Origin of the sequence: Sodalis sp. C49, from assembly GCF_046352915.1 — a bacterium.
Classification (GTDB): Bacteria; Pseudomonadota; Gammaproteobacteria; order Enterobacterales; family Enterobacteriaceae; genus Acerihabitans.
Map to the genome: position 1 here is coordinate 2,164,931 of NZ_CP163303.1, position 15,167 is coordinate 2,180,097.

Sequence of the window (15,167 nt, forward strand, 5' to 3'; positions counted from 1 at the left end):
CGTTGTGCGACATCGTACTATAGCGTTGTTGCTGGGGCTCGCGGTGCTGGTTACCGCGGGCTGCGGTTTTCATCTGCGCGGCACCACAAAAGTGCCAAATGAATTAAAGACCTTAACCTTTAGCAGCTACGATCCCTACGGACCGCTGACCCGGGCCGTACGCGCCCAACTGCGGCTCAGCGACGTCACCATCGTCAAGGATAAGGATCCGCGGGCCAAAACCCTGTCGTCGCTGCGCATTACCGGCTCGTCGGAAGGCCGTACAACGGTGTCGGTGTTCCAGGACGGTAAAACCGCCGAGTATCAGCTGGTGCTTGACGTGCAGGCCCAGGTGCTGACGCCGGGCAAGGATCTTTTCCCCATCCGCATCCGGGTATTCCGTTCGTTCTTTGACAACCCGCTCACCGCGCTTGCCAAGGACAATGAAAACGACATTATCCGCCAGGAACTGCGTGAACAGGCGGCGCAGCAGTTAGTGCGCAAACTGCTGGCGGTCCATGCCGCGGTTGAAGCCAACGACGCCGTGGACGCTACGCTGCAAAAAACGGCGCGGGCCAATGCCGTCACCGGCGCCAAGGGAACCACCGCCACCCACGCGGACGGCGCCGCGGGCATTGAAGTCATTCAAACGCCGACCTCGGCCACGGAAGAGCAATGATCAGGCTTTACCCGGAACAGCTGGGCGCGCAGCTGAAGGAAACGCTGCGCCCCTGCTATTTGCTGTTCGGGAACGATCCGTTGCTGCTGCAGGAAAGTCAGGATGCGATTCGCCGCCAGGCGCAATCGCATCAGTTCAGTGAGCATTTCAGCATTACGCTCGACGCCGCCACCGACTGGGATGACATTTTCAGTCTTTGCCAGGCGATGAGCCTGTTCGCCAGCCGCCAGACCCTGCTGTTAATCCTGCCGGAAAACGGCGCCAGCGCTCCTATCGGCGAAAAATTATTACTGCTTTCCACCCTGCTCCACCCGGATTTGTTACTGATGCTGCGCGGCGCCCGCCTGACGCGCGCGCAGGAAAACAGCGCCTGGTTCAAGGCGCTGAGCAAGGATGCGGTATTCATCACGTGCGCCACGCCCGAGCAGGCGCAGTTGCCCCGCTGGGTGGCGACGCGCGCCAAAACCATGAACCTGACGCTGGACGATGCGGCCAGCCAGCTACTGTGCTACTGCTATGAAGGCAACCTGCTGGCGCTGTCTCAGGCCCTGGAGCGTTTATCGCTGGTCTATCCCGACGGCAGCCTTACCCTGCCGCGGGTGGAAACGGCGGTTAACGACGCGGCGCATTTTACCCCCTTCCATTGGGTGGACGCGCTGTTGGGCGGCAAGAGCAAACGGGCGGCGCACATCCTGCGGCAGTTACGCCAGGAAGCCAGCGAGCCGGTAATCCTATTGCGCAGCCTGCAACGGGAGGTATTAACGCTGCTGGCATTGCATCGCGATATGCAACGCATGCCGCTGCGCGCCCTGTTTGATCAGCATAAAGTCTGGCAAAATCGCCGGGCGCTGCTGACCCAGGCACTGCAGCGCCTGTCATCCCGCCAGCTGCATCAGGCGGTCGGCCTGATGGCCAGTATGGAAATCGCCCTGAAGCAGGATTACGGCTATCCGGTCTGGACCGATCTGGAAGCCCTTTCCCTGCTGCTGTGCGGCAAATCACTGCCCGAGACCCTGATAAATGTCTGATATCGCCGACACCACGCCCCGCGCCGCAGCGCAGGCCGGACGACTGACCGCTATTTTCGGCGGCACTTTTGACCCGATTCATTACGGCCATATCAAACCGGCCATCGCGCTCGCCAGGCTGGTGGGTCTTGAGCGCATCACCCTGCTGCCCAATAACGTGCCGCCCCACCGCCCGCAGCCTGAGGCCAGCGCGCAGCAGCGCCTGACCATGGTGCAGTTGGCGATAGCCGACACCGCAGGCTCGCTGTTTGATATCGACGACCGCGAGCTGCGGCGCGACAATCCGTCCTGGACGGTGGAAACCTTCGAAACCCTGCGCCGCGAGCGCGGCGCCGACGCGCCGCTGGGTTTTATCATCGGCCAGGATTCCCTGCTGACCCTGCCGCAATGGCACCGGGGCCTCGAACTGCTCGATACCTGTCATCTGCTGGTTTGCGCCCGGCCGGGATATGGCGGTAAGATGGCGACACCGGCATTGCAAGCCTGGCTCGAGTCCCGGTTAACCGAGGATATCAGCCGATTGCACCGGCAGGCCGCCGGGCTTATCTATCTGGCGCCGACGCCGGAGCTGTCGATTTCCGCCTCATTGATTCGCGAACGCCGCCACGCCGGATTGCGCTGTAACGATATGCTCTCGCCATCGGTGCAACGTTATATTGATGAACAGGGCTTATATCGCTAGTGAGCGGCCCATGCTATACTGCGCGGCTTAATTCTTCGGCTGAAGCTTAGGCTTTCTCCCGCCCGCCGCCTATGGCGTGCCGGTCCCGGCCGTAAGATCCCGGTCAGTCAGTTCTGGCATATCCGCCAGGCAGCCAACCTCTACATTTGCGGTGTCCATCGCGACAACGCATGCAAAGCACACCGAAGGGGGAACCTTTGCAAGGTAACACGCTCAAAGATTTCGTCATTGATAAAATTGATGATTTGAAAGGCCAGGATATTATTTCCATCGACGTACGCGGTAAATCCAGTATTACCGACTGTATGGTGATCTGCACGGGCACGTCCAGCCGTCACGTGATGTCCATTGCCGATCATGTCGTACAGGAGTCCCGCACCGCCGGCCTGATGCCCCTGGGCGTCGAAGGCGAAAAGGTCGCCGATTGGATCGTGGTCGACCTGGGCGACGTGATTGTCCATGTCATGCAGGCGGAAAGCCGCAGTCTTTATGAACTGGAAAAGCTCTGGAGCTGACCGGTGAGACTCCAGCTGATCGCGGTAGGCACCAAAATGCCGGATTGGGTACAAACCGGCTTTACCGATTACATGCGCCGCTTCCCCAAGGACATGCCGTTCGAGCTGAATGAAATTCCGGCCGGCAAGCGGGGCAAGAATGCGGATATCGGCCGCATCCTGGAAAAAGAAGGCGAACTGATGCTGGCGGCCGTGGGCAAAGGAAACCGCATCGTGACGCTGGATATCCCGGGCGTCCCGTGGGAAACGCCGCTGCTGGCGCAACAACTGGAACGCTGGAAACAGGACGGCCGTGACGTCAGCCTGCTGATCGGCGGTCCCGAGGGGCTGGCGCCGGCGTGCAAGGCGGCCGCGGAGCAAAGCTGGTCGTTATCGCCGTTAACCTTGCCTCATCCGTTAGTTCGGGTGTTAGTCGCGGAGAGCCTGTATCGTGCCTGGAGCATTACCACCAACCATCCATATCACCGGGAATAAACCGGTGAAGATGTATAGAGTGAAATAACCCCGCGGAATGAAAATAGATCATAACCCCTTTCGCGACTATTCAGCTGAGTCGGCACTGTTTGTCCGCCGGGCGCTGGTGGCATTTCTCGGTATCCTGGCGTTAAGCGGGATATTGATCGCCAATCTCTATCACCTGCAAATCACCCGTTTTGAAGACTACCGCACCCGCTCCAATGAAAACCGCATCAAGCTGGTGCCTATCGCCCCCAGCCGCGGCATCATTTACGATCGCAACGGCATCCCGCTGGCGCTGAACCGTACCATTTATCAGTTGGAGCTGATGCCGGAAAAAATGGATGACCTGCAGGGGACCATTGATGCGCTCAGGCCGATTGTCGATCTGACCGACGACGATATCGCCAATTTCAAAAAAGAGCGCAGCCGTTCCCACCGCTTTACCTCCCTGCCGCTGAAAGTCGGCCTGACCGAGGTGCAGCAGGCGCGCTTTGCGGTAAACCAGTTTAATTTTCCGGGCGTGGAAGTCAAAGGCTACCAGCGGCGCTATTATCCTTACGGCTCGGCGCTGACCCATGTCATCGGCTATGTTTCCAAAATCAATGATAAAGATGTGGAACGGCTGGACAAGGACGGCATCCTGGCCAACTATGCCGCCACCAACGATATCGGCAAGCTGGGCATCGAGCGCTTTTACGAGAATACCCTGCACGGCAAGACCGGTTACGAAGAGGTGGAAGTCAACAACCGCGGCCGGGTTATCCGCCAATTGCATGAACAGCCGCCCCAGGCCGGGAAGGATATCTACCTGACCCTGGACCTGCACCTGCAAACCTATATTGAAAAACTGCTGGCGGGCAGCCGCGCGGCGGTCGTGGTGGCCGACCCGCGCGACGGCGGCATCCGCGCGCTGGTATCCAATCCCAGCTACGATCCCAACCTGTTTGTCGACGGCATCACCAGCAAGGATTACCGCAACCTGCTGCAGGATGAAAACCGTCCGCTGATCAACCGCGCCACCCAGGGGGTCTACCCGCCGGCCTCCACCGTCAAGCCCTATATCGCGGTCTCCGCCCTGACCCTGGGCACCATTAACCGCAGCTATTCCCTGTTCGATCCGGGCTGGTGGCAATTGCCCGGCTCGGATAAACGCTATCGCGACTGGAAAAAATGGGGGCACGGCCGGCTTAATGTCACCAAGGCGCTGGAGGAATCGGCGGATACCTTTTTCTACCAGGTGGCCTATGATTTGGGCATCGACCGGCTATCGGAGTGGATGTCGAAGTTCGGCTACGGCTCCTATACCGGCATCGACCTGTCCGAAGAGCGCTCCGGCGTGATGCCGACCCGTGAATGGAAACTGAAACGCTTTAAGAAGCCATGGTACCTGGGCGATACCATCCCGGTCGGCATCGGCCAGGGGTACTGGACCGCCACGCCGGTGCAAATGTCCAAGGCCCTGATGTCGCTGATTAACGACGGCGCGGTGCGCATCCCGCATTTGCTGTACAGTACCCGGGAAAACGGCCAGCTGGTCCCCTATAAGCAGCCGGAACATACCCAGATCGGCGACCCGCATTCCGGTTATTGGGAAGTGGCCAAGGACGGCATGTACGGCGTCGCCAACCGGCCCAACGGCACCGCGCGCAAAAGCTTTGCCGACGCGCCGTATAAAATAGCCGCCAAATCGGGTACCGCGCAGGTGTATGGCCTGAAGGCCAACGAAGTGTATAACGCCCACAAGATCGCCGAGCATCTGCGCGATCATAAGCTGATGACCGCGTTCGCCCCCTATGACAAGCCGACAGTGGCGGTGGTGGTGATCCTGGAGAACGGCGGTATCGGTCCGGCGGTGGGCACCATTACCCGCCAGATTCTGGACCATATCATGCTGGGCGACAATACGACGGATTTACCGGCCGAGCAGCCTGCTCCGCCCGGCACTGAAGGTGATTAGCCATGACCGATAACCAGCAAAACGGGGCGTTCTGGAATAAGCTCCATATCGATGTGCCTTTTCTATTCCTGATCACGCTGTTGCTGGCGTACAGCGCCATGGTCATGTGGAGCGCCAGCGGCCAGGATGTCGGCATGATGGAGCGCAAAATCGGCCAGATTTTCATGGGCCTGCTCGTGATGCTGGTATTGGCGCAGGTGCCGCCCCGGGTCTATGAGGCCTGGGCGCCATACCTTTACATTATCAGCGTGATCCTGCTGGTGGCGGTGGACGCCTTCGGCCAGATCAGTAAAGGCGCCCAGCGCTGGCTGGATTTGGGATTTGTGCGTTTCCAGCCCTCGGAAATCGCCAAGATCGCGGTGCCGCTGATGGTGGCGCGCTTTATCAACCGCGACAGCTGTCCGCCTTCGCTGAAAAATACCGCCATCGCGCTGGTGCTGATATTCCTGCCCACGCTGCTGGTGGCGGCGCAGCCCGACCTCGGCACCGCCATCCTTATCGCCGCCTCGGGGCTGTTCGTGCTGTTCCTGTCCGGCATGAGCTGGAAGCTGATCGGGGTGGCGGCGCTGCTGGTGGCGGCCTTTATTCCGATCCTGTGGTTCTTCCTGATGCATGACTACCAGCGCGATCGCGTCATGATGCTGCTCGATCCGGAAACCGACCCGCTGGGCGCCGGTTACCATATTATCCAGTCCAAAATCGCCATTGGCTCCGGCGGGCTGAGCGGCAAGGGCTGGCTGCACGGCACGCAGTCCCAGCTGGAATTCCTGCCGGAGCGCCATACCGATTTTATTTTCGCCGTATTGGGCGAGGAACTGGGCCTGATTGGCGTTCTGGTGCTTTTAGCGTTATACCTGTGCGTAATCATGCGCGGACTGGTGATCGCCGCCAAGGCGCAGACCACCTTCGGCCGGGTGATGGCCGGGGGTTTGATGCTGATTTTGTTCGTTTATGTATTCGTGAATATCGGCATGGTAAGTGGTATCTTACCGGTGGTCGGCGTTCCGCTGCCGCTGGTGAGCTACGGCGGCTCGGCATTAATCGTGCTGATGGCGGGGTTTGGTATCGTCATGTCGATACATACTCATCGGAAAATGTTGTCTAAAAACTTATAGAGGTGAGCAATGCGGAAGGAATGGCACTGGATCGGCGTGATGGGGTTATTGCTCACGGCCTGTAGCTCGACAGAGACGACGCAGCAGCAGCAGGCGCCCGCCGCGGCCTACAACGGGCCGGTGGTGGAGATAAGCGGCGTGGAGCCGCGCTATGAGCCGTATAACCCGGCTACCAACCAGGACTATGACGTCAACGGCAAGACTTACCATATTATCAAAAACCCGCAGAATTACAGCGAAACGGGCCTGGCCGCCTGGTATGACGCGGAATCCAGCGGCAGCAACGTCACCGCCACCGGCGAACAGTTCGATGCCGGCGCCCTGACCGCCGCGCATCCGACCCTGCCCATCCCAAGCTATGTGCGGGTGACCAATATCAGCAACGGCCGCCAGCTGGTGGTGCGGGTCAACGATCGGGGTCCCTACACGCCCGGCCGCATTATCGATTTGTCGCGCGCGGCGGGCGATCGGCTGAACATCTCCAATAACAGCAAGGTACGCGTCGACTTTATCCAGGTTGCGCCGGACGGCACGCTGTCCGGACCCGGCACCGTCGGCACCGTGGTGGCTAAACAGAACTACGCGCTGCCGCCGCGGCCCGATCTGGGCACCGGCGCGATGGGTACCCCGGTCATGCAATCGTCCGCGCCCGAAGCCGATAGCGGCGCGGTCCGCCCGGTTGCCGATCCGGTGCCGGCAAACGCGCCGGCGGACGATGACGCCACCGGCGCCCCGGTAGCCGCCGGCGGTGGCGGCGGTCACGGTTTTCTCGGCGCCCCGTCGGCACTGCCGCCCGGCGTGATTGAATCCAGCCAGCCCGAACCCACCGCCGCCGCGCCGGTGGCGTCGCAGCCGTCATCCTATTCCGCGGGCGCCTCGACGCATAGCACGGCCGTCGTCGCCCCGCCGTACGTCACGCAGCCGCCGCCCGTTTCAGCGGGCGCTACGACGCATACCACGGCCGTCGTCGCGCCGGTGGCGTCGCCGGCCGCGTCTTCCGGCCGCTACGTGATCCAGGTCGGCGCTATTGGCGACCGCCAGCGCGCAATCAGCTGGCAGCAAAGCCTGAGCCAGAAATTCGGCGTGCCGGGCAAGGTCACCGCCAACGGCGCGCTGTACCGTGTGCAACTGGGGCCGTTCAGCTCCCGGCAGCAGGCCGCCGGGTTGCAGCAGCGCCTGGTCAGCGAAGCGCAGCAGCAATCCTTTATCACTACGGCGACGGAATAGCCGGGGCGCGGGCCGGCTGAAACATTCTTAAAAGGTTCTCCCCGCCAGGTTACGGATTGCCTGATGCCGGCCTTTTTTACTTCTGCTATAGTGTGGCACGATTTTAACTTACTCCCACGGATGCTGTTGTCCTGACATGAATAAAGTAATGAGCCATCTTTTATTCAGGCGCTTAGCCTTAAGCACCCTTATTGCGCTGATCCCTCTTTCCAATAGCTACGCCGACGATGTGAATCTGAAGACCATGATTCCCGGCGTGCCGCAAATTGATGCCGAAACCTATATCCTGATCGATTACAACTCCGGCAAGGTACTGGCGGAGCAAAATGCCGACACCCGTCGCGATCCGGCCAGCCTGACAAAAATGATGACCAGCTACGTCATCGGCCAGGCGATAAAATCGGGAAAAATCACCCCTAACGATATCATCACCGTCAATAAGGACGCCTGGGCGACCGGCAATCCGGTATTCAAGGGTTCGTCGCTGATGTTCCTTAAACCCGGCGATCGCGTGCCGGTATCGCAGCTTAACCGCGGCATTATCCTCCAGTCAGGCAACGATGCCTGCGTGGCCATGGCCGATTACGTCGCCGGCAGCCAGGACGCGTTTGTCGGCCTGATGAATAACTACGTGAAAGCGCTGGGCCTGCAAAATACCCAGTTCGAAACCGTACACGGCCTTGATGCCCCGGGCCAGTACAGCTCCGCCCGCGATATGGCGCTGATCGGCAAGGCCCTGATCCGCGATGTGCCGGAAGAATACGCCACTTATAAAGAAAAAGAATTTACCTTCAATAATATCAGGCAGATGAACCGTAACGGCCTGCTGTGGGATACCGGGTTGAACGTAGACGGCATCAAAACCGGCCACACCGACTCCGCCGGTTTTAACCTGGTCGCCTCGGCCACCGACGGTCCGATGCGGCTGATTTCAGCGGTGATGGGCGGCCATTCGCCCAAGGGCCGCGAAAGCGAAACCCGCAAGCTGCTGACCTGGGGCTTCCGTTTCTTTGAAACCGTGGCGCCGCTGAAGGCGGGCAAGGAATTTGCCGCCGAGCCGGTGTGGTTCGGCGATACCGACAGCGTCAAGCTGGGCGTGGATAGCGATGCTTACCTGACCATTCCCCGCGGCCGCATGAAAGATCTGAAAGCCAGCTATACTCTAAGCCAGAAGGAATTGCATGCACCGCTTGCCAAAGGCCAGCAGGTAGGCACCATCAACTTCCAGCTGGACGGCAAGACCATCGATCAGCATCCGCTGGTGGTCCTGAACCAGGTGCAGGAAGGCAATATTTTCAGCCGCATCGTGGATTATATCAAGCTGATGTTCCATCATTGGTTCGCTTAATGCCGCCACGGCTTGTCAGCGGCAAATCAGCCCCCATATAATAGTAATAGAGCGCTCCCGCCCCGGCGGGAGTGAGTTTGATGGCCAGGCCGTGCCCACGGGCACGATGGGCAGGATCGTAAAGACGCCGTAAATCCCTTCCCGGCGCTGCGCGTTATTCTTCTTACCCATCCTACCCGCCGCAAATATCCGCCAGATGCAGTGGCAGTCACGCTACCGGAGTCCCAATGAAAACCAAACTGAATGAACTGCTTGAGTTCCCCTGCTCCTTTACCTATAAAGTGATGGGCACCGCGCGTCCGGAACTGGTCGATCGCGTGGTCGAAGTGGTACAGCGCCACGCGCCGGGCGATTATACCCCCCAGGTCAAGCCGAGCAGCAAAGGCAATTACCATGCGGTGTCCATTACCATTACCGCCACCCATATCGAGCAGGTCGAAGCGCTCTATGAGGAGTTGGGCAATATCGAACAGGTCCGCATGGTCCTGTAAACCGGGAGTCGCCTGTGCCACAGGAAACCATCATAATCCGCCAGCTTGGCCTGCAGCCCTATGACGTGGTGTCGCAGGCCATGCACGTCTTCACCGATCGCCGCGACGAATCCACGCCGGATGAAATCTGGCTGGTCCAGCATCCGCAGGTATTTACCCAGGGGCAGGCCGGCAAGGCAGAACATATCCTGGCGCCGGGCACCATTCCGGTTATCCAGAGCGATCGCGGCGGCCAGGTCACGTTTCACGGCCCCGGCCAGCAAATCCTCTACGTCCTGCTTAACCTTAAACGCCGCAGGCTGGGCGTGCGCCAGTTGGTGACCCTGCTGGAAGAAACGGTGGTGGAGACCCTGGGGCGTTTTGCCATCGCGGCGCGCGCGCGCGCGGACGCGCCGGGCGTCTATGTGAATGATGATAAAATCTGCTCGCTGGGATTACGCATCCGCAAAGGCTGTTCGTTTCACGGACTGGCGCTGAACATCGCCATGGATCTCTCGCCCTTCCTGCGAATCAATCCCTGCGGCTACGCCGGACTGCGCATGACCCAGGTAAGCGATCTGGCGCCGGGCACCCGCGTGGACGACGTGGCGCCGGTGCTGACCGGGGTCTTCCTGCAACGGCTCGGCAATCCGCCGGCCCGCATGCTGCCCTGGTATCTGGAGGATTACCCTCCCCTTGCGGACGCAATCCAGCAATAATCGCTTTTTTGGGCTGAAAGCGAACGGTTAACCATGTTATAATTTTTGATGTTTTATCAAATTTAGTTGAACAATCACGTAACAGCGTGTGTGATAACCTGCATGCTGGCACATTCGGGACGGGACCTGCGAGATTATGAGTAAACCGATACAGATGGAACGCGGCGTTAAATACCGCGACGCCGATAAAATGGCCTTAATCCCGATTAAAACCGTGGCGGTCGAGCGTCAGGAGATGCTGCGCAAACCGGAATGGATGAAGATTAAACTGCCGTCGGACTCCACGCGTATCCAGGGTATTAAAGCCGCCATGCGCAAAAACGGCCTGCACTCCGTCTGCGAGGAAGCGTCGTGCCCCAACCTGTCCGAGTGTTTTAACCATGGCACCGCCACCTTTATGATCCTCGGCGCCATCTGCACCCGCCGCTGCCCGTTCTGCGACGTCGCCCATGGCCGTCCAACCCAGCCCGACGCCAATGAGCCGGAAAAACTGGGCCAGACCATCGCCGATATGGGGCTGCGCTACGTCGTCGTCACCTCGGTGGACCGCGACGACCTGCGCGACGGCGGCGCCCAGCATTTTGCCGATTGCATCACCGCCATCCGGGCGAAAAACCCCACCATCAAGATTGAAACGCTGGTGCCGGATTTCCGCGGCCGGATGGATCGGGCGCTGGAAATCCTCAACGCGGCGCCGCCGGATGTGTTTAACCACAATCTGGAAAATGTGCCCCGGCTATACCGCCAGGTGCGCCCGGGCGCCGACTATAACTGGTCGCTGAAACTGCTCGAGCGTTTCAAGGAAGCCAACCCCGACCTGCCGACCAAATCCGGACTGATGGTGGGGCTGGGCGAAACCAACGCGGAAATCGTTGACGTCATGCGCGATCTGCGCCGCCACGGCGTGACCATGTTGACCCTGGGCCAGTATCTGCAGCCCAGCCGTCATCACCTGGCGGTGAAGCGTTACGTCAGTCCGCAGGAATTCGACGAGATGAAAGCGGAAGCCATGGCCATGGGCTTTACCCATGCGGCCTGCGGTCCGTTCGTGCGCTCGTCCTACCATGCGGACCTGCAGGCCAAGGGCATTGAGGTAAAATAACCGCCGACATATCCGGTTACATTCTGACTGCGGCCAATAAAAAAGGATGGTTGCGATAACCATCCTTTTCCGCGCCAGGTTTACTCTTTACGTTCTGTAACCTGGGGTGCCACGGAATCATCAGCCTGCGTTTTCGGCGCGACCGCATCATCGCTACCCATCGCTTTCTTGAAACCTTTGATAGCCGCGCCCAGGTCGCCGCCCAGGCTGCGTAGCTTATTGGTGCCGAACAGCAGCACAATCAAGGCGCCGATGACTAATAATTTGGTAATACTTAAACCTTCCATACTCACCTTCTTGCTTAACGCTTGCTGATAAAACCAGCGATTGATACATGTTAATCGCTTTTTACCGCTATTGCCCCTGCATTACAAGAGATATCTGTAACAGTTTTACATACCGGGGCGTTATTCCCGCTACGCCCCGCCCGGTTACAGGAACCGGCTGAGAAAAGCGCGGGTGCGCGGATGCTGCGGATTGACCAGCACATCCTGTGGCGGCCCCTCCTCCACCACCACGCCCTGATCCATAAACACCACCCGATCCGCCGCCTCGCGGGCAAAGCCAATCTCATGGGTGACCACGATCATCGTCAATCCCTGATCCGCCAGGCTGCGCATGGTGGCCAGCACCTCGCCCACCAGCTCCGGATCCAGCGCCGAAGTCGGCTCATCAAACAGCATCAGCTTAGGCCGGATGGCCAGCGCCCGGGCGATAGCCACCCGCTGTTGCTGGCCGCCGGAAAGATGGCGAGGATAGGCGTCGGCCTTTTCACTCAGTCCCACCGTTTGCAGCAGCTCGCGCGCGTAACGCACGGCGTCGCGGCGGCTCTGTTTATGTACGCCGATCGGCGCTTCGATAATATTTTGCAGCACCGTCATGTGGGGATAAAGATTAAACTGCTGGAAAACCATACCGATTTCCTGGCGCTGGCGTGCAATGGCCCGCGAGGACAATTTATGCAGCACGCCTTTGCGCAGCTCGTAGCCCACCTGGTGATCGCCGACGATAATCGAGCCCTGGTTCATATCTTCCAGATGGTTAATACAGCGCAAAAAGGTGGATTTCCCCGATCCGGACGGTCCCAGGATCACCACCACCTCGCCCGGCAACACGTCCAGGCTGATACCCTTAAGCACCTCATGATCGCCATAACTCTTGTGCACGTCCCGGGCGCGTACCAGCGGAACGGAAGTTTGCTGAACCATTATTTTTCTCCTGCCACGCTATCCGCCGGCGCGGCCTGGCGCCGCCGGGTCACCGTCTCGCTGCGGCGGGTGCCGCGGGCGTAATAACGCTCGATGGCGGACTGCGCCACGTTCAGCACCGAGGTAATGATCAGATACCAGATCACCGCCACCATCAGCATCGGCACCACTTCAAAGGTGCGGTTATAGACTGACTGTACCGAATAGAGCAAATCGCCCATGGCGATGACACTCACCAGCGACGTGGCTTTAATCATGCTGATCAGCTGGTTGCCGGTGGGGGGAATAATCGACCGCATGGCCTGGGGGATAATAATGCGCCGCAACGCCCGGCTGCGGCTCATGCCGAACGCCTGGGTGGTTTCCACCTGGCCGGTATCCACCGACAGCAGCCCGGCGCGAATAATCTCCGCCATATAGGCGGCCTCGTTGAGCGCCAGGCCGGCAATGGCGGCGGTAAGGGGAGTAATGAGATCGTTGGTGTTCCAGCTGGCGTATACCGGGCCGACAAACGGCAACCCGAGGGTCACATGCGGGAACAGCGTCGACATGTTGTACCAAAAAATCAGTTGCACCAGCAGCGGCGTGCCGCGGAAGAACCAAATATACAGGCCCGCCAGCCCGCGCAACAGCCGGTGATCGGACAGACGGGCCACCGCCAGCAGCAACCCGAGCAGCACCCCAAGCACCATGGAGATCACCGTCAGGCCCAGGGTCACGCCCAGACCGCGCAGCACCGACGCCTCGGTAAACCAGGCCCTGACCACGTGCCATTCAAAGTTTTTGTTGTTGGCGACCACCCAGACCACATCGGCGGCAATCAACAACACCACTACCCATAACACTATATGGCCCAGCCGCCCCGGCGGACGCGCATAACGCACGTCGCGCTCGGTGTCCGCGGGCGTCGGCGTGGCATCGGTAGCACGTCCGGTCATGGTTTCGCACCTGGATTGCTGGCCAGGTTACGGCCCGGCGCCTTGAGCATATTGTCCTGCAGATGCCATTTTTTCATGATGGCGGCATAGGTGCCGTTGGCAAACAATTTTTGATAGGCTTCCAGCACCACCGCGCCGAACGGCGAATCCTTCGGCACTACCGACCCCTGGAACAGATCGCCGAAGCCATTGGCTTTACCCTGTCCGCTTAATTCCAACTGCCCGTTGGTTTGCGCCACAAAATAGGTCAGGGGCGCCTGGGAGGAGAAAAAGGCGTCGACCCGGCCGGAACGCACCGCCAGCACCGACGTGGGCTGATCGGTAAAGGAGGCGACGGTCACCGGCGCCTTGCCCGCCGCGACGCAGGTGGCGGACTGTTTGCGGATGACCTGCTCGGCTGAACCGGCCGCCATGACCGCGATGCGCTTGCCGCAGGTATCAATCAGGCCGTTGATGGCGGCCGGATTGCCCTTAGGCACGGCGAACACCACGAATTCCTGCACAAAATCGATAAAATCATTTTTCTGTTCCCGGTCGGGAAAATCGCCGATCGGGCCGATAGCCATCTGGTAGCGGCCGGAATTAATGCCGCTCAACACGCCGGACAGACCGCTGACCGACGCGTGTTCGATCTTAACGCCCAGCAGCTGCCCCAGCGCCTGGGCTAAATCGGCGCTGGCGCCGTCCAGGGAATGGGTGCTGGTGGCAATCTCATAAGGAGGGAACGATCCGTTATTAACGGATATAATCCGGCCCGACTGCTGGATATCCTGGGGTAACTTAGCGTGCAGCGCGGTATCCAGGGCCTGCACCGGCAGCGCGTCATCCGCCAGCGCGCCGCCCGACAGCGCCAGGCAGAACAGGGCAACCAGCCGTTTTTTCATTACATTCATTGCATTTCCCCTGATGTCGATAACCTAGTGATGATTGCAGCTCGCGTCTTAGCGCTCGCGCAGCTGCGGCGCGGCAAAACAGCGGTTTTCCAGCACCGGCAATACCCGCCGCGCATGGGCGACCCGCTCGGCGTCCAGCTCGGCGAACACCAGCGCCGGCGCTTCGGCGGCATGGGCAATGGCAACGCCCAGCGGATCGACAACCATGCTGTTGCCGATATTGCGCTCGCCGCATTCTCCCACCGCCACCATATAACAGGTGTTCTCCAATGCCCGCGCGGTGACCAGCACCTCCCAGTGCATTTCCTTCAGCGGCCCCTTGACCCAGGCGGCAGGCAGCACCAGCACCTGGGCGCCATCCAGCGCCAGCCGGCGCGCCAGCTCGGGGAAACGCACGTCATAGCAGGTCATCAGCCCCACTTTCATACCCGCCACGTCCACCAGCGGCGGCACCTCGTTGCCGGGCGTGACGTTTTTCGATTCCTGCACGGCAAACGCATCGTAAAGATGCAGTTTGCGATAGCGGGCGATAATTTCGCCGTGGCGAATAGCGATCAGTACATTAAACGCATGGCCGTCGCCGGTGGGCGTGTGCACGCTCATCATGGTGGTAAGCTGGGTGCCCCGGCTGGCGGCGCACAACGTGCTGACAAACGGCCCGTCCAGCGGCTGGGCCGACTTAAGCACTAAATCCGGGTCGGCGATATCCCGCGCCAGGATGCCCTCGGGCAGCACCAGCAAATCCGCGCCGCCCGCCAGAGCGCGGTCCATCAGGTCGAGGCAGGTTGCTAAATTGGTTTCCCATTCCCGGCTCACTGCAAATTGTCCTAATGCGACTTTCATTGTCC

Annotated in this window: 17 protein-coding genes; 12 read left to right on the plus strand and 5 right to left on the minus strand. The window is 60.0% G+C overall.

The genetic code is table 11. The annotated features are described in order from the left end of the window. The first annotated feature begins 4 nt into the window (after nt 1–4). The 12 genes from lptE to lipA all read left to right on the plus strand — a co-directional run bounded on the left by lptE (nt 5) and on the right by lipA (nt 11,280). Complete coding sequence (gene lptE / locus ABUK12_RS09825; RefSeq protein WP_410016095.1) at nt 5–658, plus strand: LPS assembly lipoprotein LptE; 654 nt, start codon at nt 5–7, stop codon at nt 656–658. After that, complete coding sequence (gene holA, locus ABUK12_RS09830) at nt 655–1,686, plus strand: DNA polymerase III subunit delta (RefSeq protein ID WP_410016096.1); 1,032 nt, start codon at nt 655–657, stop codon at nt 1,684–1,686. Before lptE ends, holA begins: the two co-directional genes overlap by 4 nt. After that, the gene (gene nadD / locus ABUK12_RS09835; RefSeq protein WP_410016097.1) at nt 1,679–2,368 is read left to right on the plus strand and encodes a nicotinate-nucleotide adenylyltransferase; all 690 of its coding nucleotides are present in this window, start codon (nt 1,679–1,681) and stop codon (nt 2,366–2,368) included. The genes holA and nadD overlap by 8 nt, the downstream gene beginning before the upstream one ends. 197 nt (nt 2,369–2,565) lie before the next feature. Then, a complete protein-coding gene (gene rsfS / locus ABUK12_RS09840; protein ID WP_410016098.1) occupies nt 2,566–2,883 on the plus strand; it encodes a ribosome silencing factor in 318 nt (105 codons plus the stop codon). A gap of 3 nt (nt 2,884–2,886) precedes the next feature. Continuing rightward, a complete protein-coding gene (gene rlmH, locus ABUK12_RS09845; RefSeq protein WP_410016099.1) occupies nt 2,887–3,357 on the plus strand; it encodes a 23S rRNA (pseudouridine(1915)-N(3))-methyltransferase RlmH in 471 nt (156 codons plus the stop codon). A 37-nt stretch (nt 3,358–3,394) separates the two neighbouring features. Next, on the plus strand, nt 3,395–5,299 hold the full coding sequence (gene mrdA, locus ABUK12_RS09850) for a peptidoglycan DD-transpeptidase MrdA (RefSeq protein WP_410016100.1): 1,905 nt from the start codon (nt 3,395–3,397) through the stop codon (nt 5,297–5,299). 2 nt (nt 5,300–5,301) lie between these two features. Further along, on the plus strand, nt 5,302–6,414 hold the full coding sequence (gene mrdB / locus ABUK12_RS09855; protein ID WP_410016101.1) for a peptidoglycan glycosyltransferase MrdB: 1,113 nt from the start codon (nt 5,302–5,304) through the stop codon (nt 6,412–6,414). A 9-nt stretch (nt 6,415–6,423) separates the two neighbouring features. After that, the gene (gene rlpA / locus ABUK12_RS09860; protein WP_410016102.1) at nt 6,424–7,641 is read left to right on the plus strand and encodes an endolytic peptidoglycan transglycosylase RlpA; all 1,218 of its coding nucleotides are present in this window, start codon (nt 6,424–6,426) and stop codon (nt 7,639–7,641) included. Nucleotides 7,642–7,777: 136 nt separating this feature from the next. After that, the gene (gene dacA, locus ABUK12_RS09865) at nt 7,778–8,989 is read left to right on the plus strand and encodes a D-alanyl-D-alanine carboxypeptidase DacA (RefSeq protein ID WP_410016103.1); all 1,212 of its coding nucleotides are present in this window, start codon (nt 7,778–7,780) and stop codon (nt 8,987–8,989) included. A 227-nt stretch (nt 8,990–9,216) separates the two neighbouring features. After that, nucleotides 9,217–9,480, plus strand: coding sequence for a DUF493 family protein YbeD (gene ybeD, locus ABUK12_RS09870; RefSeq protein ID WP_410016104.1), 264 nt, complete (start codon nt 9,217–9,219; stop codon nt 9,478–9,480). A gap of 14 nt (nt 9,481–9,494) precedes the next feature. After that, nucleotides 9,495–10,178, plus strand: a complete 684-nt coding sequence (lipB, locus tag ABUK12_RS09875) for a lipoyl(octanoyl) transferase LipB (protein ID WP_410016105.1) — start codon at nt 9,495–9,497, stop codon at nt 10,176–10,178. 136 nt (nt 10,179–10,314) lie between these two features. Further along, nucleotides 10,315–11,280, plus strand: coding sequence for a lipoyl synthase (lipA, locus tag ABUK12_RS09880; RefSeq protein WP_410016106.1), 966 nt, complete (start codon nt 10,315–10,317; stop codon nt 11,278–11,280). Between the two features lie 80 nt (nt 11,281–11,360). Here the strand turns inward: lipA and tatE are convergent, their stop codons facing one another. The 5 genes from tatE to ABUK12_RS09905 all read right to left on the minus strand — a co-directional run bounded on the left by tatE (nt 11,361) and on the right by ABUK12_RS09905 (nt 15,162). Further along, nucleotides 11,361–11,567: a twin-arginine translocase subunit TatE gene (tatE, locus tag ABUK12_RS09885; RefSeq protein ID WP_410016107.1), complete on the minus strand. Its 207-nt coding sequence runs from the start codon at nt 11,565–11,567 to the stop codon at nt 11,361–11,363. 144 nt (nt 11,568–11,711) lie between these two features. After that, nucleotides 11,712–12,488 carry an amino acid ABC transporter ATP-binding protein gene (locus tag ABUK12_RS09890; protein WP_410016108.1) on the minus strand — a complete coding sequence of 259 codons (777 nt, stop codon included), beginning with the start codon at nt 12,486–12,488 and terminating at the stop codon, nt 11,712–11,714. Further along, the gene (locus tag ABUK12_RS09895) at nt 12,488–13,426 is read right to left on the minus strand and encodes an amino acid ABC transporter permease (RefSeq protein WP_410016109.1); all 939 of its coding nucleotides are present in this window, start codon (nt 13,424–13,426) and stop codon (nt 12,488–12,490) included. Before ABUK12_RS09895 ends, ABUK12_RS09890 begins: the two co-directional genes overlap by 1 nt. Beyond that, nucleotides 13,423–14,310: an ABC transporter substrate-binding protein gene (locus ABUK12_RS09900; protein ID WP_410016601.1), complete on the minus strand. Its 888-nt coding sequence runs from the start codon at nt 14,308–14,310 to the stop codon at nt 13,423–13,425. Before ABUK12_RS09900 ends, ABUK12_RS09895 begins: the two co-directional genes overlap by 4 nt. 57 nt (nt 14,311–14,367) lie before the next feature. Further along, nucleotides 14,368–15,162, minus strand: coding sequence for a deaminated glutathione amidase (locus ABUK12_RS09905; protein ID WP_410016110.1), 795 nt, complete (start codon nt 15,160–15,162; stop codon nt 14,368–14,370). Between the last annotated feature and the right edge of the window lie 5 nt (nt 15,163–15,167).

Coding starts and splice junctions, on each gene's coding strand:
- holA (WP_410016096.1), top strand. CDS start 655: ATGATCAGGCTTTACCCGGAACAGCTGGGCGCGCAGCTGAAGGAAACG.
- nadD (WP_410016097.1), top strand. CDS start 1,679: ATGTCTGATATCGCCGACACCACGCCCCGCGCCGCAGCGCAGGCCGGA.
- mrdA (WP_410016100.1), top strand. CDS start 3,395: ATGAAAATAGATCATAACCCCTTTCGCGACTATTCAGCTGAGTCGGCA.
- mrdB (WP_410016101.1), top strand. CDS start 5,302: ATGACCGATAACCAGCAAAACGGGGCGTTCTGGAATAAGCTCCATATC.
- rlpA (WP_410016102.1), top strand. CDS start 6,424: ATGCGGAAGGAATGGCACTGGATCGGCGTGATGGGGTTATTGCTCACG.
- dacA (WP_410016103.1), top strand. CDS start 7,778: ATGAATAAAGTAATGAGCCATCTTTTATTCAGGCGCTTAGCCTTAAGC.
- ybeD (WP_410016104.1), top strand. CDS start 9,217: ATGAAAACCAAACTGAATGAACTGCTTGAGTTCCCCTGCTCCTTTACC.
- lipA (WP_410016106.1), top strand. CDS start 10,315: ATGAGTAAACCGATACAGATGGAACGCGGCGTTAAATACCGCGACGCC.
- tatE (WP_410016107.1), bottom strand. CDS start 11,567: ATGGAAGGTTTAAGTATTACCAAATTATTAGTCATCGGCGCCTTGATT.
- ABUK12_RS09890 (WP_410016108.1), bottom strand. CDS start 12,488: ATGGTTCAGCAAACTTCCGTTCCGCTGGTACGCGCCCGGGACGTGCAC.
- ABUK12_RS09895 (WP_410016109.1), bottom strand. CDS start 13,426: ATGACCGGACGTGCTACCGATGCCACGCCGACGCCCGCGGACACCGAG.
- ABUK12_RS09900 (WP_410016601.1), bottom strand. CDS start 14,310: ATGAAAAAACGGCTGGTTGCCCTGTTCTGCCTGGCGCTGTCGGGCGGC.
- ABUK12_RS09905 (WP_410016110.1), bottom strand. CDS start 15,162: ATGAAAGTCGCATTAGGACAATTTGCAGTGAGCCGGGAATGGGAAACC.